Source organism: Paenibacillus sp. S25 (genome assembly GCF_019454085.1).
GTDB lineage: Bacteria > Bacillota > Bacilli > Paenibacillales > Paenibacillaceae > Paenibacillus > Paenibacillus polymyxa_B.
The window spans coordinates 4,912,918-4,938,397 of the sequence record NZ_CP073683.1 but is presented as its reverse complement, the minus strand read 5'-3'; the positions used below and the strand labels follow the sequence as shown (position 1 = coordinate 4,938,397).

Genomic DNA, 25,480 nt, shown 5'->3' with positions numbered 1-25,480 from the left:
TGTCAATTGAAAAAAGCAAATTTTTAAATAAATTTTGAACTAAAAATAAGAGGTAGCTATTCTACTTATAGAAGAAGGAACCACAAATTTTTCTTAAAAAATAGCATATATCAAGGGATTATGTACATGCAAATACATATTGACATTTTCGAAAAGTGTAAGATATATTGGTGATGGGTTTACTTTATTTTGCGAAATTCTGGAATAGAAAGGTGGGAAGACACGGCTCAAAAAGAGCTATTTTTTTTAATTATCAATTGAGAATGATAATCAATTACTTAAATTCTCGTGGGGAGGGACTGCTGTCAAAATGAAGAAGGGGTATTCTGCAATTATTGCTGTGTTTCTGCTGGTGAGTGTGCTGAGCTTTTGGCCAACTTCGTCATCTGTAGTAGCCGCTGCGGCTTCTCCAAAATTGGCGGATGGTACATACACGCTCAAATACAATATTCTCAAGGCAGAAAATGATTCAGTGTCCATGGCTAATGATTATTTTGAAAAACCAGCTAAGTTGTATGTAAAAAAAGGTCAAATGACCATGCAAATTAAGCTGAATCATAGCGAATGGACAACCGGGTTTAAAGTAGATTACAAAGGCAAAATCATCGATACAAAGGTCATCCATAAGGATGCCAAAACCGATACCCGCACCGTACAATTTCCAATTACGAGTGTGAACAGCCCGCTAATCTCTAAAATTCATGTTACTGTCCCTGCGTATAACTACGATCATGACTATACGATCCGCTTCGCTTTTGATTCCAAAAGCGTCAAAAAAGTAACAGCCGTTCAGCCCGCGAAATCAACTAAATCTTCCAAGAAGTAAATTCAAGTTATCTTTATCGTTCATAAAATCAACATAAATTCAAGCATAAAAAATTGAGGAGTGTGTGTAGATATGAATATGGTAATGAATCGCTTTGAGCAATTTTCTTTTAAGAAGGTATTCGTCGCATTGATCATGACAGCGCTTGTTTTTGCACTCGTTGCTCCATTCTCAGCTAAAGCGGCAGCAGCCGACGGCACGTATAACGTAGACTATACCGTTCTGAAGGATCAAACCAATGAGACTTCTCGATTGGATAGCTACCTGACGAAGCCTGCTCAGGTTACAGTAGCTAATGGCAAAAATGTCGTTCGTCTGACTGTGAAAAGCAGCAATCTGATTACAACGTTCAAAGTAGAGCAAAATGGCGTACTGCAAGATGCGACTGTAGTAAGCACAGATACTGCTAGCAACACTCGTGTAGTGGAATTCGAAGTTGCTGATCTGAATGCAAAAGTAAATGCTTACGCTGAAATCACAATTCCAGTAATCGGCTACACAGGCAAGTACGATGTACAACTGCAATTCGACGAAATCTAATCCAAAATAAAACGTAAAAGGAGATTAAAAACATGAACATGATTATGAATCGTATGGAAAAATTGTCTTTGAAAAAAGTAATGCTTACTGTACTGATGGCAGCGCTTGTTTTTGTGGTACTAGCTCCATTTTCTTCCAATAAAGCGAACGCGGCTTTGCCTAATGGAACGTATCAATTGCCTTATACCGTTTATAAAGATGGAACCACTCAGCCATCTTACATGGATACAAATGGTTATGTGAAAAAACCAGCCACACTGATTGTTACGAATGGTCAATATAAAGTGAGAGTAGCTATTACCAAAAGTGCTTGGGTTACTGAATTCAAAACTCAACAAAACGGTCAGTATGTGAATGCGACTGTAGTAAGCACATCAGGGGATACAAGAATAGTCGAATTCCCTGTAACTAGCCCGTCTCAAAAATTGAACGTTAAACTGCATGTAAGTGTGCCTGCAGAATACACGGGTGGTATTCCGTACGATCACGACTATGTTGTTCAATTCCAATTCGACGACAGCGATATCTAAGACTTCTTTTTGTAAATATAATTTTGAATTGAATACTCATTTGGAGCTTAGTTTCAAAGCTCCAAATGAGTATATTTTAAGTAGGGGGATACATCACCTTGAAAAGCCGATTTAACAAATTTATAACGACATTTGCTGCTGTTCTAATGTTGTTTTCTTTATTTTCACCGTACGTAGGAGCAACACCAGAGGATGAGTCTACATCGTCGAATTTGCCCGATTCAAGCACTACAGTCACTAGTGCTACTTATGCTACTTATGAAATTCCAGTAGAAGTACCCAGCACATATGCTGAGCCTACCAATGTTATAACCACCACCGATGCGACCTATGCAGATGGAGAATACCTGATTGATTACAAACCTTTAAGAAAGACGGTCAGCGGTAGCACCAGAGATTCGAGTTTCAAAACAAACTATACCTTTCCAGGAGACTTGATCATTAAAGATGGAAAATTCCATTTTTCATTTAAGTTTGCGGAAACTCAAGGTCTATCGAAATTTTTAGTAGAACAAAACGGGGAGACAGTTCCCGCAAAAATAGAGGTGGATTCTGGAAAAACTTCCGGGACTGTAAGCTTCGATGTTTATGATTTTCATCAAAATGTAAATACGGAGTTTGGATTTAATAGCAGTTCTCCATGGTATGTAGATACCGATCCAGACCGTTCAGTGAAGGAATGGATTGAGTTTGATCCTTCCAGTTTGAGACTTAAAAACTCAACAGAGAATCCAACGGTTCCACCTGTAACACCACCGGTAACGCCTCCTAATACAGGAGAGAAACTCGCTGATTTGGACTTTACCCTTTTGAAAGATGAAAGCAATGAAAAGTCAATGATGGATGGGTATACGGAGAAACCAGGCTCTCTAATTGAGCGTGGTGGTAAACGATATGTCCAATTTACATTAAAGAACAGTAAGCAGATTGATGGTTTCAAGGTAGAGCAAAATGGAGTGTTAACCGACACCTCTGTTGTAAGTGAAGATCAAACTGCGAATACACGTATGATCGAGTTTGAAGTAAAAGATCTGCCTGCCAAGCTGAACGCATGGGTAAGCATCAACTGGCCTGAGCTGGGCTACGTGCATACTTATAATGTAGATCTTCAAATGGCTTCTATACCCGCTCCATCAGATTTGGCAGATGGAACGTACTCGATTAACTTTAACGCGCTGCACGCCACAAAAGATCAGCCATCAGCCATGGCACAGTATCTGTTGTCTCCGGCGACTTTGACGGTAGCGAAGGGACAAAAAGAAGTTTCCTTCACCATTAAAGACAGCACTACAGTAACGGAATTCAAAACAGAACAAAATGGAACGTTGACGGATGCGGATATTGTAAGTGAGGACAAGACAGCTAATATGCGTGTTGTGAAATTCAAAGTAGCAGATTTGGACGCTATTCTGAATGCACAGGTACATGTGAGCACGACCTATCCAGGTGGGGTTTATGAAATGGATCATAAACTTCGTCTTCAGTTCGATAAAAACAGTATCTCGGGATCAGACAATGGTTCATCTCCAGTAACGTCAAATCTGGACTTCACGCTGTTAAAAGACGGTTCGAGTGAAAAGTCCATGATGGATGGATATACGGAGAAACCAGGCGTTTTGATTGAACGTGAAGGCAAGAGGTATGTTCGTTTTACTTTGAAAAACAGCAAGCAAATTGACGGCTTTAAAGTAGAACAAAACGGAGTATTGACGAATACGACCGTAGTAAGTGAAGACAAAGCTGCGAATACACGAGTTATTGAATTTGAAGTAAAAGAAGTACCTGCCAAGCTAAACGCATGGGTAAGCATCAACTGGCCTGAGTTCAACTATGTGGAAACATATAATGTCGATCTCCAATTAGGAACGGCAACATCCCCGGTTGATCCTGAGACGCCAGGTACACCAGGTACGCCCGGAAAGGTTATAGCCGATGGAACGTATTCGATCCAGTTCAATGCACTGCACGCAACAAAAGATCAAAAATCGGCAATGGCGCAATATTTATTATCTCCGGCAACACTGACGGTATCGAAAGGCAACTATGAAGCTTCCTTCACAATCAAAGACAGCGCCACAGTGACGGAGTTCAAAACAGAACAAAACGGAACGTTAACAGATGCAGATATCGTAAGCGTGGACAAGAAAGCGGACACACGTGTTGTGAAATTCAAAGTGGCCGATTTGGACGCTATTATGAATGCACAGGTACATGTGAGCACGACCTATCCAGGTGGGGTTTATGAGATGGACCATAAGCTTCGTCTTCAATTTGACCGCAGCAGCATTGCGGCAAAAGGAACAGATAGCGGCACAACTCCCGTGACTGAAAACGGCAGATACAGCATTGATTTCTCCGTACTCAAAAATGGAAGCAATGAATTATCTGTGATGGATGGCTATATGCAGAAACCAGCCACGCTGTTAAGACAGTCCGGTAAAAATGTGATTCAGATTAAAATGGACAAGAGCAGCTGGATTAAAACGTTCAAAGTAAATGGTGCAGAGGCTCAGGTTGTCGATCAATCGAGCTCCGCAGATACAAGAACAGTACAATTCGAAGTACCAAATCTGTCGGATAAAGTGACAGTGAATACGCATGTTATCGTACCTGGATTGGATTTGGGTGGCATCCCTTATGACCACGTATATGATGTGCAGTATCAATTCGAGCCTGCTACCATTCGCAGCTTTGTCGAGCCTTCCTCTTCGGGTGCAGCTGATCCCATTGTTAAATTGGATTTCGACAAGCTTGCCAATGGTAAATATGCTTTGAAATTCAGTATCATTTTGTCTGATGGTTCCACAGGAGTGGATTCTCCGGCTCAACGCTTCATCACTGACGAATCGGCGCAATTGGTCGTGGAAGGCGACAAACGGTTTGTAGGTCTAAAGCTGCAAAACAGTAATGAAGTGAAGGCGCTACGCATTTGGGACAACGCAAGCGGGGACTATCGAGACGCAGAAGTGACCCAGGAAGATGCAGCAAGCAATACGAAGCACGTTCGGTTTAGTGTGAATGACTTTAAAAACAATGTAAAAGGCCAATTGGTTGTCTATGAAGCCCCTAAAGTGGCAACTGCCACTCCGATGGTCTTTAAGACTGAGGATCGGGTGGAGAAGGTCTACGATTTTGAATTTAAATTTAACACCAGTGATGTTTCTTACTACAACGAAACTAAAGCAGACGAAGTAGAGCAAGGGAAAAACAACTTAGCGGATGGAGAGTACAGTGCGAACTTCCGTGTGCTGGCGAACGGAACGGACAAGGATTCTCTAGTGGCTCCTTTTGTACAGAGTCTAGCGAAATTGATTGTGAAAAATGGGAAGGTTCAGGCTCATGTAACCGTTACGGACAACCAGGCTTTGAAGCTATTCCAAACGGATTTTGAAGGCCGTTATGCCAATCCGACGATTATGGGTTCGGACACCAAAGGTGACACGCACACTATTGCATTCGAAGTGCCTGATCTGGATAAAAAGTTGAGCGTGTACACACAGGTATATCTGCCTGAGAAATACATTCTAAATGAGAAATTCGGCGGACAGATTCAATTTGACCGTGCATCGCTAAAAGGTGAGGGAGTCAATGCGGCTACAACTGCAACCGCAACTGAACCGATAGTAGCTTCTACGGACAAGGTAGCAGAACCGACCACACCTGTGGCAGAAAAAAAATCAGTAGTTGAGCAACCGGCTCAAACGGCTTCCGAGAAGCAATACACGATTAATTACAACGTATTTAAAGACAAAACGAGTGAAGCTTCCGTTATGGACGGTTATCTCGACAAGCCAGCTACACTGATTGAAAAGGGAGACAAGCGCTATATTCAAGTGACTTTGAAAAATAGCTCCTGGATGCCAGCCCTCCAAGTGGAGCAAAACGGTACCCTGAAAGATGTAGAAGTGATCTCGACATCCGGCGATACACGTGTCGTTCAATTCGAGGTAGGGGACTTGTCCCAGAAAATCAGTGCTTACACACACGTCATTGTGCCTGGCTTGGTCCTTGGCGGAGTGCCGTATGATCACTGGTATACAGTTCAGTTTCAATTTGATGAAGCAAGCCTGAAAGCGAAGTAGCCTCAGGTTGTGACATTCATGAAGCACGAATAACAGCAAAGTTTGTATGCGAGCAAGTCTTGGTGCCCCGGCGTCAAGACTTGTCAGCATTTACATACCCGAGGAATTTGCAAAAATCCAATAAGCGACTTCTAATGAACAATATGTAGATCGAAATGGTCTAATTCGTCTAGATATTGCACTTTGGAGCGACTGGAATCGAATTTTGCAAAATCCAGATCCCGAAAAGTTGGGGTTCCTAATGTTGTTCTATATTTTGAATTGAGGTGACTGGATTTTCATGAAACGGTATATAGCATGGGCTCAAGGAAGATCGTTTTGTTTGTATATGTTAATCGGCATCGTGATCTTGTTGCTGGCTGGGTGTTCGGGAGGAGCACAGGCTGGACAGAATCAGAGCGATGGTTCGAAATCAGCGGCAACATCTAATACAACCGGAAAGTCGTCTGATGGTAAAGCTCAAGCTCCTCGTATTGTGGCAACTACGGTAGCCATTGCGGAAATCACGGATGCGCTGGGCCTGGATTTGGCAGGCAAGCCGACAAGCACAAAAGTGCTGCCTGACCGTTACAAGGATGTGCCTGATGTGGGTAATCCGATGAGTCCTGATATGGAAAAAGTGATGTCACTGAAGCCGACGGACGTACTGTCGGTAACGACACTGAAATATGATCTGGAGCCTAAATTTAAAGATTTGAAAATTAATGCCGAATTTTTGAATTTTGAAAGTCTCACGAATATGCAAAAAGAGATTCAAAAGCTGGGAGACACGTTTGACAAAGCCGATAAGGCCAAAGAGATTAATGGAGCTTTGGATGCCAAAGTAGCTGAGATTCAACAAAAAATCAAAGGGAAGAAATCCCCTAAAGTATTGATTTTGCTGGGAGTACCGGGAAGCTATCTGGTGGCTACCGAGCATTCCTATATCGGGGATCTGGTCAAAATTGCAGGAGGAACAAATGTGGTTCAGGGCGAGAAGGTGGAGTTCATTGCCCACAATACCGAAGCCTTGCAGCAATCCAACCCCGATATCATTTTGCGCGCTGCACACGGGATGCCGGATGAAGTAGTGAAAATGTTCGATGAAGAGTTTAAAACTAACGATATCTGGAAGCATTTCAACGCTGTGAAAAATGGGCATGTCTATGATCTGCCTGAACCGTTGTTTGGCACAACAGGGAATTTAGCGGCAAACTCGGCGCTGGATGAGCTGATGAAAATGCTGTATCCTTCGAATTAAAGGAAGCTGATGACATGTCCAAAAAAGTATGGAGCCTTATTGTTGTAATTGTCTTGCTCGTCGGCGTTATGCTTTATTCAGCGATGACAGGCAGTCTCAAGGTGAATTTGAGTCAGTTGGTGGCCGGATTGTGGACAGGTGTAGATGATCAGGTGAATGTGGTCAAGGACCTGAGACTACCGAGAATTTTCGTGTCCGTGATGGCAGGTGCAGCACTTGCAGTAGCGGGTGTTTTGCTGCAAGCCGTCATGAAAAACCCACTGGCGGATGCAGGGGTTATCGGCATTTCTTCGGGAGCGGCATTGATCTCGCTGATTGCGGTGACGGTCTTTCCTGCGCTTTATTTCTGGATGCCATTCTTTTCATTTATTGGCGGGGCGTTAGCCTGTCTAATGGTTTATGGTTTTTCATGGAAATCTGGCTTGCATCCGATTCGTCTCATTCTGATCGGGGTGGCTGTGAACGCCATTTTTTCTGGACTAGGTCAGTCGTTTAACTATCGAGGCAGTTATGCAGTCACTAGCATTAATCAGGTTACCACTTCAACCTTGTCTATGAAAAAATGGGTAGATGTCGAGGTTATTGTGACCTATGGCGGGATTGGGCTAATTTTAGCCATGCTCGTGTTCTCTTGGTGCAATTTCTTGTCCCTTCAAGATAAAACAGCTAAAAATCTGGGATTCAATGTAACGCGTGCACGACTTTTGATTTCTGTGATTGCAGTGCTGCTTGCAGCAACGGCTACAGCCATCGCGGGAGTGATTGCCTTTATCGGCCTGCTCGTTCCGCATTGTGCCCGCTACCTAGTTGGCTCGGATCATAAGTGGTTGATTCCATTTTCCGCCTTATGCGGCGGCTTGCTGCTGCTGCTCGCGGATACACTGGGGCGGACGGTGCTTGCTCCCAATGAAATCCCGGCTTCTATTATTATGGCCGTCATTGGCGGGCCGTTCCTGATATTCCTGATCAGAAAGGCGGATCGCACCTATGGACATTAAGGATATAACCTTCTCATATGATCGGAAAACAGATCGTCTGCATGCTATTAATGCTGTTATTGAGTCGGGACGGATTACGACCATTATTGGTCCCAACGGATGCGGCAAATCGACGCTGCTCAGCGTGATGTCCAACAATGCTGTTCCCCGCTTGGGCCAGGTGATTCTGGACGGCAAGGAGATAGCCCACTACAAGCCCAAGGAACTGGCCCGTCAACTGGCGGTAGTTCATCAGCAGAACGAGGCACCTTCCGACTTGACAGTAGAAAAGCTCGTCAGCTTCGGCAGGTTGCCGCATAAGAACATGTTCACAGCGAGACGTGACGAGGATGAGGAGGCGATTGAGTGGGCAATAGCCTGCACTAACCTGAACGAACGTAGAACTCGCACGTTGGATCAGCTCTCAGGAGGAGAACGGCAGCGTGTATGGATTGCAATGGCCTTGGCACAGCGGACGCCAATTTTATTTTTGGATGAGCCGACCACCTATTTGGATATGTACTACCAGCTTGAAATTTTAGAACTCATTCGGCAGTTAAACCAGGAACATGGACTGACAATTGTGATGGTGTTGCATGATATCAACCAGGCTATTCGGTATAGCGATGTGATGATTGCCATGAAGGAAGGGCGTATTATAGCGAACGGCCCACCTACAGAGGTCGTTACATCTGAACTGATCCAGGCGGTCTATGACGTGGAGGTCGTAATCAAACAGGATGATGAAGCCGGCATGTACCTCATTCCGATAGGTGTCGGGGTTTCCTGACATTTACAAGCGTGCAGAACGTCAATGCTGCGACTGAATAACACGTCTTTCCTCGTGGTATCTTAACGAATTTAAAACATGAAAATGGTTCTGGTCCATGTGTTTGTCAGGTGACAATGGTGGAGACAGAAGCATTTTTTATTTTATTTATAAGATATTGGATGAGATTCAGGGGCGGTTATACTTATACTACGGTTCGAATCCGATCTTTTGTGTGTTATACTATTGCCGTCGGTAATTTTGTGTTTAGCACTTTACTAATGATAAGGATGGTATGCTTATATGATCAGTACAAGCGGCGTAACGCTTCGTTATGGTAAACGCCCACTTTTTGAAGACGTAAATATCAAATTTACTCCTGGGAACTGCTACGGCCTGATTGGGGCGAATGGCGCGGGTAAATCCACCTTTTTGAAAATTCTTTCCGGTGAAATCGAAGCCAATTCTGGCGAGGTTCACATGACACCGGGTGAACGGATGGCAGTCCTCAAGCAGAACCATTATGAATACGATGAATTCCCGGTTCTGGAAACCGTTATTATGGGTCACACGCGTCTGTATGAAATCATGAAGGAAAAGGATGCGCTGTATGCCAAAACGGAATTTACCGAAGCGGACGGTCTACGTGCCGGTGAGCTTGAAGGTGAATTTGCGGAGCTGAACGGATGGGATGCCGAGCCGGATGCAGCTTCCTTGCTGATCGGTCTTGGTATTCCCCGTGATCTGCATGACAAGAACATGTCTGAGCTGAGTGGTAATGACAAGGTACGTGTTCTCCTGGCTCAAGCGTTGTTTGGTCGTCCGAACAATTTGCTGCTCGATGAGCCTACCAACCATTTGGACCTGGAATCCATTCAATGGCTGGAAAATTTCTTGATGGACTATGAAGGCACCGTCATTGTCGTATCCCATGATCGTCACTTCCTGAACAAGGTATGTACGCATATTGCGGATATTGATTTTGGCAAAATCCAGATGTACGTCGGTAACTACGACTTCTGGTATGAGTCCAGCCAGCTTGCGCTTGCCTTGACTCGTGATGCCAACAAGAAAAAGGAAGAGAAGATCAAGGAACTGCAAGCCTTTATTCAGCGCTTTTCTGCGAATGCTTCCAAGTCCAAACAGGCTACTTCACGTAAAAAACAACTGGATAAAATTACGTTGGATGACATCCGTCCATCGAACCGTAAATATCCTTTCCTGAACTTCAAGCCTGAACGCGAAGCAGGCAAACAACTCCTGACAGTAGACCGCCTCAGTAAAACCGTTGAAGGCGAGCAAGTGCTGAATGAGTTCAGTCTGGTTGTGAACAAAGGCGATAAAATCGCGTTTGTTGGCCCGAACGGCATGCCTAAATCGACGCTCTTCCAGGTGTTGATGAACGAGATCGAAGCGGATAGCGGAGAATTCTCTTGGGGGATTACAACTAGCCAGGCTTATTTCCCGAAAGATAATTCCACCTATTTTGAAGGTGTGGATATGAACCTTGTGGAATGGCTGCGTCAATATTCCAAGGATCAGGACGAAACATTCCTGCGCGGCTTCTTGGGACGTATGCTTTTCTCTGGAGAAGAAGCGCTTAAGAAAGCAAGTGTGCTGTCCGGGGGCGAAAAGGTTCGCTGTATGCTGGCGAAAATGATGCTGAACGGTGCCAATGTGCTGTTGCTGGAAGAACCGACCAATCACTTGGATCTGGAGTCCATCACAGCGCTGAACAATGGTCTGATTGATTTTGACGGTACTATATTGTTCACATCCCATGACCACCAGTTTATTCAAACTATCGCAAATCGAATCGTGGAAATTACACCAAACGGCGTAATCGACCGTACGATGAGCTATGATGAATACTTGGAAAATGAAGAAATCGCGAAATTGCGTGAACGTATGTATCCGGTAGAAATCGGCTAGAATCCAAACCGGCTAACTTCAACAACTAGATAAACGAAAGAGGAGCTCCTTTAGGCCATTGATATGGTCGGGAGACTCCTCTTTTTTCGTTTGTGCCATGACCCATAGCTTACTCGGTTCCGGAGTGAGGTAAGATAGACCTCGTCCGATTTTGCGTACTATATATATACTATGGGGTGGCTTATGATCCGCCTGTACGACGGCGTTGGTTGTTCGGCTTCTTCGTATTTTGGCTTTTCAGTGTTTTGGCGGAACCGCCTTGAAAGCCGCCCTGCTGTGAAGCGCCGGACTGCTGTTTTTTTTGTGCCAGTTTTTCCCGAATGGCATCTGCGAGATTAACTTTACGTGGTTCATTAGCATCGCTCATGAATAAATTCCTCCTGTTGCCGCCAGATTCATGTCAATCATGCTGGATTGAATAAAAACGCGGCTGTGTCCTCATTTTATACGTTTTTAAAAGAAGGGACAAGGGCAACAATGATAACACACATCTGGGGTGGGGTGGAAGAGAAAACCTCTGTTTTTTGCGTGAAGGAAAAAATGTTTTGTATAACCTACAGGAATGGGGCCTGGCAATACTTTTTCGTTGTTACTACAGCGATGCAGAGCGGAAAGACTGTTTCTCTAGACCCACACAAAGTTCGTCTGCTATCCTGAAAATAACAGTTAACAAAAGAAAATTGTTATTATTCAGGGCAGCAACGCTGCTATTTTTATTTTTGGGCCCGGTAAGATCGTTCTGCTGGGAACTATATATTTGAAGGAGTGTCCTGCGTTGTGGTAAATGTCTATGAAGAGATACGAAAAGGTGAGCGCGGGGCGTGGGTGAGCATTGCTGCTTATCTCTTGCTGTCCGCCTTTAAGCTGATTAGCGGATATATATTTGCTTCTAGCGCGTTGCGGGCAGATGGCTTCAATAATGTCACCGATATTGTAGTGTCGGTTGCTGTACTGGTTGGACTGAGAATTTCCCAAAAGCCACCGGACTCTGACCATGCCTATGGACATTTTCGGGCAGAAACGATCGCGGCGCTGCTGGCGTCCTTTATTATGGCTGTCGTCGGTTTGCAGGTGCTTATTGATGGAATCGGGAGCATTTTCAAGGGCGGAAAGCAAATACCGGATATCACCTCCGCGGGTGTAGCTGTGATTTGTGCAGTGATTATGCTGGGAGTGTACCTTTACAATAACAGACTGGCACGGCAAATTAACAATAAGGCTTTGCTGGCAGCGGCCAAGGATAATCTATCGGATGCACTTGTCAGTGTTGGGGCAGCAGTTGGCATTATCGGCGCACAGTTCGGCCTACCCTGGCTGGATACTGTAGCTGCGATTGCGGTAGGATTTATCATTTGTAAAACAGCGTGGGATATTTTTAAGGATTCCACGCACAGCTTGACCGATGGATTTGATGAGCAAGAGCTGTCTGACTTACGGAGTACGATTGCCTGTATACCTGGAGTAGAGGGGATTCGGGACGTTAAGGCACGTGTACACGGCAATCATGCGCTGGTGGATGTGGTCATTGAGGTCAATCCGCAACTCAGCCTGATTGAAGGGCATCGAATCAGCGACCGGATTGAGGAACGTCTGCAAGAGGTTCATAATACGATGCATGTCCATGTCCATGTAGAACCCAAATTATAGATTAATTATTGAATAATTAGTGTTAAAAGTGACTTTAGACCTATATGCAAAAGGCGTATACGCTTCCTTTTGTGACGTTTGGATTATATCTCTCTTCCTGCTGCTTTTACTATAATGAAGGCATGTCCGGCTATATTCGTCGGAATTGGATATGCTCTTCAAATTCGTAAAAACAGCCAGGAGGTGCAACATTGAGAAGACGCGTGATGGGAATGCTCATGACGTCAGCCGCGCTGTTGGCAGCAATTCATGTGGCGCCGGGTCAGGTTGACGCAGCGGCATCAACAGCATCCACAGGACAGAAGGCAGTTATTCAGGCGGCTGTAAAGCTTAGGTCCGGTCCTTCGACTACAGGGGATGTAGTCAGCTTTATGAAGCAGGGAGAGGCCGTAACGGTATTGGAGAAAACAAACAGCTATTGGTATAAGATCAAGACTTCTGATGGAGTAACCGGATATACTAGCAGCTCCGACAAGTACATAAAAGTTGGCGCTACCAGCGTCGCTGCTGCTGTCACCTCATCTGCCAGCCGTAAACCGGAAGCCGCAGAGTCAGTTAAAAATGTTTCAGCTAAAGAGGCTGTAGCCTCAGTGAATAGTTCTGCCGGTCAAACGAAAGCCACGATTCAAACGTCCGTTCGTTTGCGGGCGGAGGCATCCACTTCTTCCGAGGTTTTGGGCTATTTGAATGCAGGGGATGTCGTTACGATTACCGATCCAAGTAATGCCTATTGGTTCAAGGTTACCAATGCTGATGGTACGATAGGCTACGTCAGCTCGTCTCCACAGTATATTCGTATTGGTGAGGGCGTCGTTGTGCAGCAGCCTGTGTCTGCTCCGGTGACAACCACTCCTGATACTACCGCAATACCTGTGACAGCATCTCCTGCGTCAACTATGAACATGTTTTCCGGTGATGCAGCGGCTGCAATAGAGCAGGTTATTAACACGGGGATGACTTATCTCGGAACTCCATATGAATATGGTTCGGATCGTAACAGTACGGCTACTTTTGACTGCTCGGCATTTACCCGTCAAATTTTCCGTCAGGCTGTAGGTATCCAGCTTCCGGCAGATTCTCGTTCACAGGGTGAGTGGATCAAGCAAAATAGTCAGCCGAATACGGACATGACTACGCTGAAGCGTGGGGACTTACTCTTCTTTACAAATTATAATGCATCTTCCGGGGCGTACACGTCCTTGGATAATTCCTCCCAAACGATTACACACGTAGCTGTATATTTGGGAGACAACAAACTTCTCCATACGTTTTCTGTAGCGGGTGGCGGTGTAAAAGTTACGGATTTCAGCAAGCCTTGGCAGGACCGTTTCCTGTTTGGGGGTAGCGTGATTCAATAAAAGCGCCGTTAACCGTAAAAAAGCTGCATCAAAAAAGGATGTTCCACAGCCCTGTTGACCAGGGTGGGAACATCCTTTTTTGATAAACATTTATTGCTTTTGTACAGCTATCATCCGATAACTATGAAACCCGTCTTCTTCCGGTAAAGAGTGAAATGACGAACAACACCAGAAATATCACAAATAATATTTTTGCAATTGTAGCAGCTATGGACACGACGATACCAAAAAAACCTAAGATTCCGGCGATCACAGCAAAAATTAAGAATAAAGCGGACCATTTTAGCATGTTCTGTATCCTCCTTTAATTGTATATAATGTGGCATACTCACGCCCCGATAGAGCGTGGTTGCAGATGACGGTGACTTCTATAGATTACTCGTGGCTGTGCCATCGTTATATGTTGTTTTAAACGGTGCGAGAGTCCGTGAATCATAACGTTTGGAGCGGAGAAGAAGCCAGCCTGGACGTTGTTTCGTGTCTGAATCTAAAGGGTAACTATGCAGTAATCATAAACATCATCGTGAAAGACGAAAGAGAGGTTACGCCATGTTAACACAGGTCAGCATTTTTATTATTGCTATCGCATTTGCAGTTCTCGTTATTTTCCTCATTAAAACGTTGAAAGCAGCACAAGGCTCACTGGATAAGGTGACTCAAACCTTACAGGATGTACAAAAAACGGTAGATGAACTGAGTTATGAAGTAAAACAAACGGTTCGACATGCGAATGACATCACCGCAGATGTTGATCATAAATTGAAGCAAGTGGAGCCAGTGATGGAATCGGTTAGAAACTTGGGAGAGGTACTCAGCGAAGTGACGCTGGCTGCCAAGCAGGCTTCAACAGCGTTAATGACACGGTTTCAGAAATCGCAAAGCGCTGCGAGTAATACTTCCAGAACGGATAACGCGATTAAGGCAACGACACCGAATAGACCTTTGACCGCAACGGAGCGAACGGTTCAGAGCTACAATGCGACTTATGAGGAGCCAGCGACCAAGCCGGGTAAAAACTGGTTGGGTTATGTAGACATCGCTGCTGGGGTGTGGCAGAAAATGCGTCAGTAGCATAGTGGCTGAACCGTAAACTACAGGAAATTCATTGAAAGGGTGAGATTTATGATGAAGACGTTATTACTAGCTGCTGGTTTGCTCACTCCCTTTTCCGGACAGGATATGGTTCAGCAAACCGTTTCCCCGCAAACAGCGGGGCATATGGTTAGGACTGTGCAGACGATACCCGCTCCACATGCTGTACCAGCAGATTTTCATACCTTAAACGGCATATCTTTGGATGATACACGTGCCGATGTATTGAAAAAGCTGGGCAAGCCACTACGAGTCAAAAAGGATACGCTGCTGCTTTCTACAGAATACCAATATCCAGATGTTGTAGTTGGTATGCGTGAGGACGTCGTTTCTTATGTGCATGTAGACCCTGCTGCCGGTCGAATCAAGGTAAATGATGAGTGGTTGCCGCTGCAACGGAAAACGCTGGATCAGGCGCTGGGTGGCTCGCAATTCACGGCGGAAGACGGAGAGGTCTATGTACGCGGACAACGTGCAATCAAAGTGTTTATGGATGAGACGTCTGATAAACCTAAGTATGTCGAGTTTTTTGATGAAACGGAATGGTAATTGATATTTCCGAGGCGTGACATAACATGGAAGTTTCAAATGGATGTGTGAAGTGTAATAGTCAGAGAAGTCAATCCTTAAAGGAGCGTGAGAAACATGAATCAGACCAATCATAAATCTTATGCCAAAGTGGTAGATAACGGTGTACAAGCCGTTGAAGCAGTAAATGAGTTGCGTAACACGGGCTATCGTTATGAGGATGTGTTCGTGCTCGCTCATGATCAGGATCGGACAGATCGTATTGCTGATACGGTGGATGCCAAGGAAATCGGGATTAAGGAAGAGGGCGTTTTCGACTCATTAGCCAACTTGTTCCGTTCCCGCGGCGATGAGCTTCGCGCTAAAATTACTTCCTTGGGATTTACAGATACCGAAGCTGACTTTTATGAAAAAGAACTGGATCAGGGTAAAGTGCTGGTCATTGCTAAAAAAGCGTGATATTGCTGTTCACCATAAAAGCAGAGTGGCATTAGATTCGAAAAAGAGGATGTTGACCGCAGCACAAGTGTTTCGCGGGTCCTCCAAAAACATAGATAAGGAATGGGGTTCCAGCCTCATTCCTTATCTATGTTTTTGGAATGCCTTCTTACGGAAACACTACTTCTAATGAACAAGGGTGTTGCCGTTTAAGCAGGTATAGTATAATACATGAGTTACAGATAAGGAGAGGCCAATGAGAATTCTAATTGTTGACGATAACCCGACGAATGTCATTATTATTCGTGAAATACTGAAAAAAGAAAATTATCGGGATGTGATCTCTGCTAGCTCGGCCGCAGAAATGTTGGAGCATCTGGGAATCGGTGATCGTACCATTAGTCTTCGACCCCGTCCTTCAGACATTGATTTGGTGCTGCTGGACATGATGATGCCTGAAATGGACGGCATTGAAGCTTGCAGTATTGTGCAGGAATATGAGCATTTAAAAGATATCCCGATTATTATGGTAACGGCAGTAGGCGATTCCAAAAAATTGGCCGAAGCTCTGGATGTGGGAGCCGTCGATTATGTCACGAAGCCGATCAACAAGGTAGAGCTAATGGCGCGAATCCGGTCTGCTTTGCGTCTCAAACAGGAGAAGGACTGGCATAAGGATCGGGATCAGCGAATTCAGGATGAGTTGAAGCTGGCCGCGATGGTACAGCAGGCGGTGCTTAGTCCTGCCATTCAGGACCCGGTGCTGCAAGTGAATGCGCTCTATCAGCCTTCCTTTGAGCTGGCAGGAGATTTATATTCATGGTATCCGTTAGGGGAGGGAAGATATGCCATCATTTTGCTTGATATGATGGGGCATGGCATTTCTTCCTCGCTGTTCTGCATGTTCATTGCGTCTGTACTTAAGGATACGGTGACCACATATGTGGAGCCTGAGAAAGTCATACAAGAGCTGAATCGTCGTTTTAATCAACTGGATCTGGGCAAGCAGCTGGTACAGTATTATTTTACGGCGATTTATATGGTGATTGATACCCGTTCACAGCGAATTGACTATGTAAATGCGGGACATCCTCCCGGTTTGCTGTTCAACCAGGATGGAAGCATTATCAAATTTGACCGTGCATGTAGCCCGGTTGGTTTGTTTGATAAGATTGATGCAGAAATGCACACAATTTATTATGAAGGAACTGGACATATCGCTTTGTATACGGATGGCTTGCTGGAAGCGGTGGAAGGTGAATATGAGGAGCAGTTGGAGTATCTGACTGAGTGTCTACGTAAGTATGAGGATTGGAATGAAGAAGCGATGCTGGATGCATTTTTTCGTAATGAAGCGCCACAGGATCGCGATGATGATAAGTGCTTGATCTGGATTTCATTGAAAGAGGGAGAGAGCTTGCATGAAAATCAGAAATAAACTGCTGATCGGCTTTGGATCGCTTATGGCGATCCTCCTTGTGCTGACGCTAATCAGCTATGACCGTATGGGGAGCCTGAATGAGCAGCTGAATCAGGTTTACCAGGACCGATATGTGAAGGTCCGGAAAACAACGGCTATTCGTGGTCAGGTGAATGATATGGCCAAAGTTATGGCCAACCTGCTTTTAAATCCGGGCTCCTCTGTCGGCGAGGCCAAACGTGAGCTCGATGATATTTCCGCTACTGGAACGAAAGTGCTGGCAAGTCTGCAAACAAACTCAGGCACCAGTGAAGAGCAGCAGCAGGTTGATCGGGTAGCCGTCGCCTGGAATGAATTTCTAAGTTACGAACAAAGGTTAGTTTCCTTGTTGGGACAAGATCGTATTGATGAGGCTAACGCTTTCCGAAACAGTACTGGTTTGCCTGCTCAAGAGGAGGCAATGGACAGCATTAATGCCCTTGCCGTTTTTCAGGATCGGGAGATTGATAACGACATGAAGCAAGCCAATCAGGCCTATGAGGAATCTGTGCAGATTACCACAATTCTGATGGCCGCCGGTCTGATCATGGGCTTACTGGTTATTTTGTGGGTGCTCCCAAGCATTGCCAAAGGTCTAAATATCGTTAATCTCATGATTAATGGTTTTGGCAAGGGAAAGTACAGGGCCATCAGCCGAATGAGTGTTGCCTCCAAAGATGAAATCGGTGAAGTCGCTCGTGTATTTCAACAAATGGCCGGAGACTTGGAAGAAAAGCGGAAATTCGAGCATTCCGTCCTTCAAACGCAGAAGGATCAAACTTGGCTTAATGCCAATACTGCTCGGGTGACTGAGCTGTTCCGCGGTGTGAATTCACTGGAGCAGGTTGCTCAGATGTTCATTAGTGAGTTTACGCCCATCTTGGGAGGCAGCTATGGAGCTATCTATTTGCAAGGAAAAGATGTAGAAGACAACCGTTTTAAGTTATACGGCTCCTATGCAAAGGTGACTGGCGAAAATTCGATTAGGGACGTTATCCATGTGGGCGAAGGATTACTCGGACAATGTGTTCTGGATCGTAAGCCGATCTTGATTACAGAGGCTCCTGACGGATATTTGTCCATAGGCTCTGCCTTAGGAGAAAGTAAGCCAGTGGGAATTATGATCTTCCCTATTTTGTTCGAGGATGAGTGCATCGGTGCTATAGAAATAGCGTCACTGGATCGCTTCAGTGATCTGGAAACGAAGCTGTTTGCTCAATTAGTAGAGAGCTTGGGAATCATTCTGAACAATATCAAGGGACGAATGCGTGTAGAGCAATTGTTGCGCGAATCCCAGGCACTTACTGAGGAATTGCAATGCCAGTCCGAGGAGCTACAAACTCAGCAAGAGGAACTCAAGCGCTCCAACGAAAATTTGGAGGAGCAAACAGAGGAGCTCAAGCGTTCAGAGGAATTGTTACAGCGTCAACAGGAAGAATTGGAGCATTTTAATACTGAACTGATTGCCAAAACTAGAGCGCTAGAAGAACAAGTTCGAGAAGTGGAAGAAAAGAACGACGAGATTGAACATGCACGAGCTCAGTTGGAACAACAGGCAATGCAGCTAGGAATTACTAGCAAATACAAATCCGAGTTTTTGGCTAATATGTCTCATGAGCTGCGTACTCCGCTAAATAGCTTGCTTATTCTTTCTCAGCTCTTGTCTGAGAACAAGGAAGGCAATCTCAAGCCAAAGCAGGTGGAATATGCACAAACCATTTATATGTCAGGCGCGGATTTGTTGAAAATGATTGATGAAATTCTGGATTTATCCAAAGTGGACGCTGGAAAAATGGATATTAACCATGAAGCGGTCCATTTGAAGGAACTGCAACTGTTTGTGGAGCAGAATTTTGCTCCGGTCGCAGCCAAACGTGAGCTTCACCTGCATACCGAAATCGAAGAGAACTTGCCAGATGCCATTATCAGTGACGGTTATCGTCTCAAACAAATTTTACGTAATTTGCTGTCTAATGCCTTCAAGTTCACCATGGAAGGTTCTATTCGTTTCATTGTATCTCGGGCAAACGGAGAGCAGCTTCCTGGTCTGCTAAATCCACGAAGATCCTATCTGGCTTTATCTGTGCGTGATACGGGCATTGGGATTGCTTCCGATAAAACGGATCTGATCTTCGAAGCCTTCCAGCAGGTAGATGGTACAACCAGCCGAAAATACGGGGGGACAGGACTAGGTCTGTCGATCAGCCGCGAGCTTTCCAGATTGTTGGGCGGCGTTATTACGGTGGAATCCGAGCAGGGACAGGGCAGTTGCTTCACACTGTATTTGCCGGAACAAACGCCAACGGCTGAGGATATGGATTCTCATTCGAGAGAGGAATTTAACGGTGCGGATGTGAATTCGGATTTTGAAAATGTCGCAGCCTCGGTAGAAACGGACCTTCCCATGATTATGCCTGCTAAACGATTGCCATTATATCAGATGCCTTCGAAAAACAAAGTGGAGGACATTATACATCCGGGGGACGACCGAAACGAGATTACCTCGCAGGATAAAGTGTTGCTGATTATTGAGGATGATATTAATTTTGCTAATATTTTGTACGATATGGCCCGTAGCCGGGGCTTTAAGGCACTGATCGCTCTCCAAGGAGACGATGGGCTCAACATGGCTCAGTCTTATTTGCCGGACGCTATTATACTAGACATTCAATTACCTGTAATGGATGGCTGGTCCATTTTGGGTGAGCTAAAAGGAAATTCATCGACACGTCATATTCCAGTGCATGTTATTTCGGTCATAGATGATGTGAAGCAGGGCTTAATGATGGGCGCGATTGCCTATCTCAAAAAGCCTTCCTCGAAGGAAAGTCTGGATAAGGCATTTTCACATATAAAATCGTATACGGACCAAATGGTTAAACGTCTCCTTGTGGTTGAAGATGATGATAATCAGCGTAAATCCATTATTGAGCTGATCGATCATGATGATGTTGCTATTACGGCGGTATCGACAGGTCAGGAAGCACTGAATGAGCTGGCTACCCAGCGGTATGACTGCATGGTACTGGATCTGATGCTGAGCGACATGACTGGTTTTGAACTGCTGGATCGTATTCGAGAGAACGAGCAGCTAACTGACCTGCCGATTATTATTTATACAGGCAAAGATCTGGATAGCAAAGAAGAAACGCAACTTCGCAAATATGCAGAGTCTATTATTATTAAGGATGTTAAATCGCCGGAACGGCTTTTAGACGAAACAACGTTGTTCTTGCATCGTGTAGAGGCGAATCTTCCTGAGGATAAACGCAAAATTTTGCAGAAGCTATACAACAAGGAAGAGCTGTTTGAAGGTAAAAAAATATTGTTGGTAGACGATGATATTCGCAATGTATTTGCTCTGTCCAGTGTGCTGGAAAGCTATCGTATGGAGGTTACCTTTGCGGAAAATGGAAGAGAAGCACTGGAACTGCTGGAACAGACACCTGATTTTGATCTGGTGCTGATGGATATGATGATGCCGGAAATGGATGGATATGAAGCGATGCGACGTATCCGGCTAATGCCACAATTCGAGAAGTTGCCTATTATTGCCCTGACAGCCAAGGCCATGAAGGATGATCGTTCCAAGTGTATTGAGGCAGGCGCTTCCGATTATGTAAAAAAACCGATTCAAACCGAACAGCTTTTATCATTAATGCGGGTGTGGTTGTATTCGTAACCCAAAAAAATGGGTAATATAAATCGACACATGATTGGAGCGGCACAGGCAAAACCTATTTAGGAATTGGAGAGAGATTATGACATCTAAGGATATGGCGGATAATGCTGCTAATGAAGTGAAATCGAATGATACTGAGCGGGAATTGATTGAGATTGAGCTGTTGCTGGAAGGTATACATCGGCTGTACGGCTACGATTTTCGTAACTACGCTCTGCCATCGATTAAGCGGCGTGTTTATTATCATGCGCAGTCCGAGAATGTAAGCACGATATCAGGACTTCAGGAGAAGGTGCTGCATGATCGCAGCGCCTTCGATAGACTGGTACAAAGCCTTTCTATTCCGGTGACCGAGATGTTCCGTGACCCGGAGCTGTTTCTGAATTTCAGGCAGAAAATCATTCCTATTTTGCGAACGTATCCGTACATTCGAATATGGCATGCAGGTTGCTCCACTGGTGAGGAAGTATATTCTATGGCGATCTTGCTGCATGAAGAAGGCTTATATGATAAGGCCCGCATTTATGCGACGGATATGAATAACCTGTCTTTACAGCAGGCGAAGGAAGGCGTATACGGGATTGACCGAATGAAGCTGTATACCAAAAATTATTTGGAGTCCGGGGGCACACAATCGTTCTCTGAATATTATACAGCCAAGTATGATTCAGTGATGTTTCATCCTTTTTTACGGAAAAATATTATTTTTGCTGAGCACAACTTAGCGACGGACCGGTCCTTTAACGAGTTCAATGTTATTTTTTGCCGGAATGTCATGATCTATTTTAACGACGAACTTCGCAACCACGTACATGGGTTGTTTTATGATAGCTTGAGTCATTTTGGTGTGTTGGTGCTTGGGGCCAAGGAATCCATACATTTTACCGATTATAGTGATTCCTACGAGCCGCTGGACCGGATAGAAAAAATTTACCGGAAGATTAAATAGAGATGCTTAGGAGGATTCCATGGGGCTTCATGAACCGATTCATATATTGCTGGTAGATGACAGACCTGAGAACCTGCTCGCTCTTGAGGCGGTGCTGGAGAGTGAACAATATAATCTGGTAAAGGCCACATCCGGGGAAGAAGCGCTGCGATGTCTATTAAAAGATGAATTTGCAATCGTAGTCCTCGATGTACAGATGCCGGGTATGGATGGAATTGAGACCGCAAAGTTAATCAAGGCCAGAGAGAAAACGAAGGATATTCCAATTATCTTTATTTCAGCTAACAGCAAGGAAGCGGAGCATTTATTTGCGGGGTATTCAGCGGGCGGTATTGATTATATGGTGAAGCCGTTCATCCCTCAAATTCTCAAGTCCAAAATTGAAGGCTTTGTACAAATGTATCTGACAAACAAGCGCTTGAAGACACAGTCCATGCTGCTTCATCAGAAGACCCAGCAGCTGGAGAAGATGAACAGCGAACTGATTGCCGCCAAGGAGGCAGCAGAGATTGCTGCCAATGCCAAAACGGAATTTCTGGCGATGATGAGCCATGAGATCCGCACACCTATGAACGGCGTCATTGGCATGATTGATTTGCTGATGGAGACGGAGCTGCAAAGTGACCAACAGGAATATGCCGATATTATCCGTCGTAGTGCAGACGCGCTGGTGGCAGTCATTAATGATATTCTGGACTTCACTAAGCTGGAGTCAGGCAAAATGGAGGTAGAGGAATATCCTTTTGATCTGGTTTCCTGTATCAAGGAAGTTTTCAGCCTATTTACGGTAGAGGTGAACCGAAAGAACTTGGAACTGGTTTATTTTCTCGATGAACAGATGCCTCCTGTGTTATATGGAGATATGGGGAGATTGCGTCAAGTACTGATTAACCTGGTATCCAATGCCGTCAAATTTACAGACCAGGGTGGGGTGTATGTCTTCGCATCTGTGAAAGAGCGTAGAGATAACGGACTTACCGTTGAGTTTTCTGTGAAGGATACAGGCATTGGTATTGATCCTGCTAAGGTTGGAAGGCTGTTTCAGCCCTTTTCCCAACTGGATTCTTCAATGACGCGTAAATATGGTGGAACTGGGCTAGGACTCGCCATTTGTAAAACCTTGGTGAATATGATGGGCGGAGATATCCGTGTAGATACGAGTGGAGAACAGGGCGTGACGTTTCATTTTACAATGAAGCTTGGCTTTGCTCAGGAAAATGAACTGGAGGGGGAGTCCAGCCACGATTGGGAAATTCCACACCAGGAATCTCCAAGCCGTAAACCTGTACTGGTCGTAGATGATCATCCGATTAACCAGAAGCTGATGGTAAATATACTGGATAAGCTCGGTTTAGCTTCAGATGTGGCAGCAGATGGGCAACAGGCGCTTGATATGGTCATGGCGAATCAGGACTATGACTATATCTTTATGGACTTACAGATGCCTGTGATGGACGGTCTAGAGTGTACGGGTAGAGTGCGTGAGCAATTGGCGGGAAGATCCCAACCTGCCATTATTGCCATGACGGCTAACGTGATGGAGGGTATTCAGCCTCGATGTATTGAAGCTGGGATGAACGATTATATTAGTAAGCCCGTTAAAATCAGCAGTGTAAAACAGGCGTTGCTACGGCATTCTCCAGACCATTTTCCAATGCAGTCGGGTAAAGATCAAATCAATGAAGCTTAGATGGTGGTATTTGGTAGTGTTTAAAAAGTTATACCGTGATTCAAATGCTCGTATAATGGGTTAGTATGTAGGGAAATCTTTTTTCGGGAGAGTAGGCCTATGAATACAAATAAAAATGAGAAGTTTAATGCAATTACAGAAACAACCGATGGCGTAAATACTGTTTATCTGAGTGGAGAGTTGGATCTTTCGGTAGCACCTGATTTTCGTCTGGTGATGGAGCCATTGGTGGGGGAGTCCAGCCAAGATTTGATTATTAACTTGAGAGACCTTAAATACATTGACAGCACGGGTATTGGTATCTTGTTATCCATTTTAAAAGCAAGGCACGGGATGGAGTCCCACTTTGCTGTTCAAGAGGTACCGCCTCAAATTCAAAAGCTGTTTGATATGACCGGTATTGCCAAATTCTTTGTCCCCCAGGAGAATTCCCAATAGGAAAGGAAAGAAAAAGAAATGAATGCTCAAATTCAAAAAGTAGTTCTTAATTTGCCGGCAACTGCTGACTTTGTTGATATTGTAAGATTAAATTTATACGGTATTGCCGCGAAAATGGGATTCTCTTATGAGGATATTGAAGACATGAAAGTGGCTGTATCGGAAGCCTGTAATAACTCTGTCCTTTATGCATATGGTCATGAGGGGGGAGTCGTGGAAGTAATATTCGAATTTGATGAAGTTTCGTTGTCCATTCGTGTCAAAGATGAAGGGGAGAGCTTTGAACGTGTGGAGGACCCGTCCCGCATCGCATCCTTGCATGACAAGGAGTTGAATGATGCACAGATAGGCGGATTAGGCTTTTATCTCATGCAGGCGCTTATGGACGATGTCCATATCTTGAATGAGACAGGAAAAGGCACCGAAGTGGTGCTTGTAAAGCGACTGACTAGAAGTGAGGAAAGAGTATGAATGAAAAGGTAACTCCCCCGGAGTCGATGGATGAAGCCGTTGGTCTAATCTGGGAGTACCAGCAAACAAAAGATAACGAGATTGCTACCGTGCTGATCCGTAAGTATGAGCCGATGGTCAAGATGGCTGCCGGGAAGATCTCCCGTAACCGTCCGGACTTATACGAGGATTTATATCAGACCGGTCAGATGGCTTTGATACGTCTGCTTCAGCAATACGATATCAGCTTGGGTATCCCATTTGAACCGTACGCTATGAAAAGTATGCTGGGACATATGAAAAATTATTTGCGCGACAAATCCTGGTACATCCAGGTTCCTCGCCGCATTAAAGAAAAGGGTGCGCTTGTTCAACATGCTATTGATGAACTGACCGTTAAATTGGAACGCTCACCCAATGTGGACGAGATTGCGACCTATTTGGATCTTACCGTGGAAGAAACGATTGAGGTGCTTGCTGGTCGTGAGTGCTATCACTATGTTTCACTGGACTCGCCTTTATCCCAGGAAGAGAGTGCAGCTACGTTAGGCGAGCTCATTAGCTCGGATGCTAACGATTATGACACTGTGGAAAAACGAATGGATTTGCAGCAGGCTTTAAGCCAACTGAAGGAGCAGGAACAAAAGGTGCTTCTTCTGGCATTTCAGGACGGTCAATCTCAACGTGCGATTGCACAGACGTTGGGCGTATCGCAGATGAGCGTTTCCCGTATTCAGAAGCGGGCAACGGAAAAGCTGAAGCAGATTATGTCTAATTCCTCTATTTCATGAGTAGATGGCAGATTATATGGCTTAAAATATTTGACGTCACATCGTAAGGACACGTTATTCCG

General features: G+C 44.8%; 22 protein-coding genes. 20 read left to right on the top strand and 2 right to left on the bottom strand.

Going from position 1 to position 25,480, the window contains the following annotated elements:
• Positions 1–310: 310 nt before the first annotated feature.
• From isdC to KAI37_RS21710, 8 genes are all read left to right on the top strand, one after another.
• A complete protein-coding gene (isdC, locus tag KAI37_RS21745; protein ID WP_053326093.1) occupies positions 311–826 on the top strand; it encodes a heme uptake protein IsdC in 516 nt (171 codons plus the stop codon).
• Positions 827–898: 72 nt separating this feature from the next.
• Positions 899–1,366, top strand: a complete 468-nt coding sequence (locus KAI37_RS21740; protein ID WP_029519187.1) for an NEAT domain-containing protein — start codon at positions 899–901, stop codon at positions 1,364–1,366.
• 32 nt (positions 1,367–1,398) lie between these two features.
• Positions 1,399–1,896 carry an NEAT domain-containing protein gene (locus KAI37_RS21735; RefSeq protein WP_071642952.1) on the top strand — a complete coding sequence of 166 codons (498 nt, stop codon included), beginning with the start codon at positions 1,399–1,401 and terminating at the stop codon, positions 1,894–1,896.
• 98 nt (positions 1,897–1,994) lie between these two features.
• Positions 1,995–5,978 carry an NEAT domain-containing protein gene (locus tag KAI37_RS21730; protein ID WP_220030193.1) on the top strand — a complete coding sequence of 1,328 codons (3,984 nt, stop codon included), beginning with the start codon at positions 1,995–1,997 and terminating at the stop codon, positions 5,976–5,978.
• Between the two features lie 280 nt (positions 5,979–6,258).
• The gene (gene isdE, locus KAI37_RS21725; protein ID WP_071642949.1) at positions 6,259–7,218 is read left to right on the top strand and encodes a heme ABC transporter substrate-binding protein IsdE; all 960 of its coding nucleotides are present in this window, start codon (positions 6,259–6,261) and stop codon (positions 7,216–7,218) included.
• Positions 7,219–7,232: 14 nt separating this feature from the next.
• Positions 7,233–8,216 (top strand): FecCD family ABC transporter permease, encoded by a 984-nt coding sequence (locus KAI37_RS21720; RefSeq protein ID WP_104495658.1) that lies wholly within the window; start codon positions 7,233–7,235, stop codon positions 8,214–8,216.
• Entirely contained in the window at positions 8,206–8,985 is a 780-nt protein-coding gene (locus KAI37_RS21715) for an ABC transporter ATP-binding protein (protein WP_025718721.1), read from the top strand. Before KAI37_RS21720 ends, KAI37_RS21715 begins: the two co-directional genes overlap by 11 nt.
• A 282-nt stretch (positions 8,986–9,267) precedes the next feature.
• The gene (locus KAI37_RS21710; RefSeq protein WP_071642945.1) at positions 9,268–10,896 is read left to right on the top strand and encodes an ABC-F family ATP-binding cassette domain-containing protein; all 1,629 of its coding nucleotides are present in this window, start codon (positions 9,268–9,270) and stop codon (positions 10,894–10,896) included.
• A 181-nt stretch (positions 10,897–11,077) separates the two neighbouring features.
• On the opposite strand, the gene KAI37_RS21705 is transcribed toward KAI37_RS21710, so the two are convergent.
• A complete protein-coding gene (locus KAI37_RS21705; protein ID WP_013311941.1) occupies positions 11,078–11,263 on the bottom strand; it encodes a hypothetical protein in 186 nt (61 codons plus the stop codon).
• A gap of 410 nt (positions 11,264–11,673) precedes the next feature.
• Here KAI37_RS21705 and KAI37_RS21700 point away from each other — a divergent pair, with 410 nt between their 5' ends.
• Positions 11,674–12,543: a cation diffusion facilitator family transporter gene (locus KAI37_RS21700; protein ID WP_028541844.1), complete on the top strand. Its 870-nt coding sequence runs from the start codon at positions 11,674–11,676 to the stop codon at positions 12,541–12,543.
• Positions 12,544–12,734: 191 nt separating this feature from the next.
• Positions 12,735–13,901: a C40 family peptidase gene (locus KAI37_RS21695; protein WP_076294277.1), complete on the top strand. Its 1,167-nt coding sequence runs from the start codon at positions 12,735–12,737 to the stop codon at positions 13,899–13,901.
• Positions 13,902–14,022: 121 nt separating this feature from the next.
• Here KAI37_RS21695 and KAI37_RS21690 read toward each other — a convergent pair whose 3' ends face one another.
• A complete protein-coding gene (locus tag KAI37_RS21690) occupies positions 14,023–14,190 on the bottom strand; it encodes a DUF1328 domain-containing protein (RefSeq protein WP_023990280.1) in 168 nt (55 codons plus the stop codon).
• 260 nt (positions 14,191–14,450) lie between these two features.
• Here KAI37_RS21690 and KAI37_RS21685 point away from each other — a divergent pair, with 260 nt between their 5' ends.
• The 10 genes from KAI37_RS21685 (at position 14,451) to KAI37_RS21640 (ending at position 25,418) form a co-directional block, all read left to right on the top strand.
• Positions 14,451–14,972: a DUF948 domain-containing protein gene (locus tag KAI37_RS21685; RefSeq protein WP_220030192.1), complete on the top strand. Its 522-nt coding sequence runs from the start codon at positions 14,451–14,453 to the stop codon at positions 14,970–14,972.
• Positions 14,973–15,023: 51 nt separating this feature from the next.
• A complete protein-coding gene (locus tag KAI37_RS21680) occupies positions 15,024–15,542 on the top strand; it encodes a hypothetical protein (protein WP_076294276.1) in 519 nt (172 codons plus the stop codon).
• A 96-nt stretch (positions 15,543–15,638) separates the two neighbouring features.
• Positions 15,639–15,980: a YflT domain-containing protein gene (locus tag KAI37_RS21675; RefSeq protein WP_023990277.1), complete on the top strand. Its 342-nt coding sequence runs from the start codon at positions 15,639–15,641 to the stop codon at positions 15,978–15,980.
• 235 nt (positions 15,981–16,215) lie between these two features.
• Positions 16,216–17,397: a PP2C family protein-serine/threonine phosphatase gene (locus KAI37_RS21670; RefSeq protein ID WP_220030191.1), complete on the top strand. Its 1,182-nt coding sequence runs from the start codon at positions 16,216–16,218 to the stop codon at positions 17,395–17,397.
• Positions 17,381–21,100 carry a response regulator gene (locus KAI37_RS21665; protein ID WP_220030190.1) on the top strand — a complete coding sequence of 1,240 codons (3,720 nt, stop codon included), beginning with the start codon at positions 17,381–17,383 and terminating at the stop codon, positions 21,098–21,100. The genes KAI37_RS21670 and KAI37_RS21665 overlap by 17 nt, the downstream gene beginning before the upstream one ends.
• Positions 21,101–21,179: 79 nt before the next feature.
• Positions 21,180–22,049, top strand: coding sequence for a CheR family methyltransferase (locus tag KAI37_RS21660; RefSeq protein WP_023990274.1), 870 nt, complete (start codon positions 21,180–21,182; stop codon positions 22,047–22,049).
• A 19-nt stretch (positions 22,050–22,068) separates the two neighbouring features.
• On the top strand, positions 22,069–23,739 hold the full coding sequence (locus KAI37_RS21655; protein WP_071642933.1) for a response regulator: 1,671 nt from the start codon (positions 22,069–22,071) through the stop codon (positions 23,737–23,739).
• 99 nt (positions 23,740–23,838) lie between these two features.
• The gene (locus KAI37_RS21650) at positions 23,839–24,177 is read left to right on the top strand and encodes an STAS domain-containing protein (RefSeq protein ID WP_220030189.1); all 339 of its coding nucleotides are present in this window, start codon (positions 23,839–23,841) and stop codon (positions 24,175–24,177) included.
• An 18-nt stretch (positions 24,178–24,195) separates the two neighbouring features.
• Positions 24,196–24,648, top strand: coding sequence for an anti-sigma B factor RsbW (gene rsbW, locus KAI37_RS21645; protein WP_023990271.1), 453 nt, complete (start codon positions 24,196–24,198; stop codon positions 24,646–24,648).
• Positions 24,645–25,418: a sigma-70 family RNA polymerase sigma factor gene (locus KAI37_RS21640; RefSeq protein WP_013311929.1), complete on the top strand. Its 774-nt coding sequence runs from the start codon at positions 24,645–24,647 to the stop codon at positions 25,416–25,418. The genes rsbW and KAI37_RS21640 overlap by 4 nt, the downstream gene beginning before the upstream one ends.
• Positions 25,419–25,480: the final 62 nt, after the last annotated feature.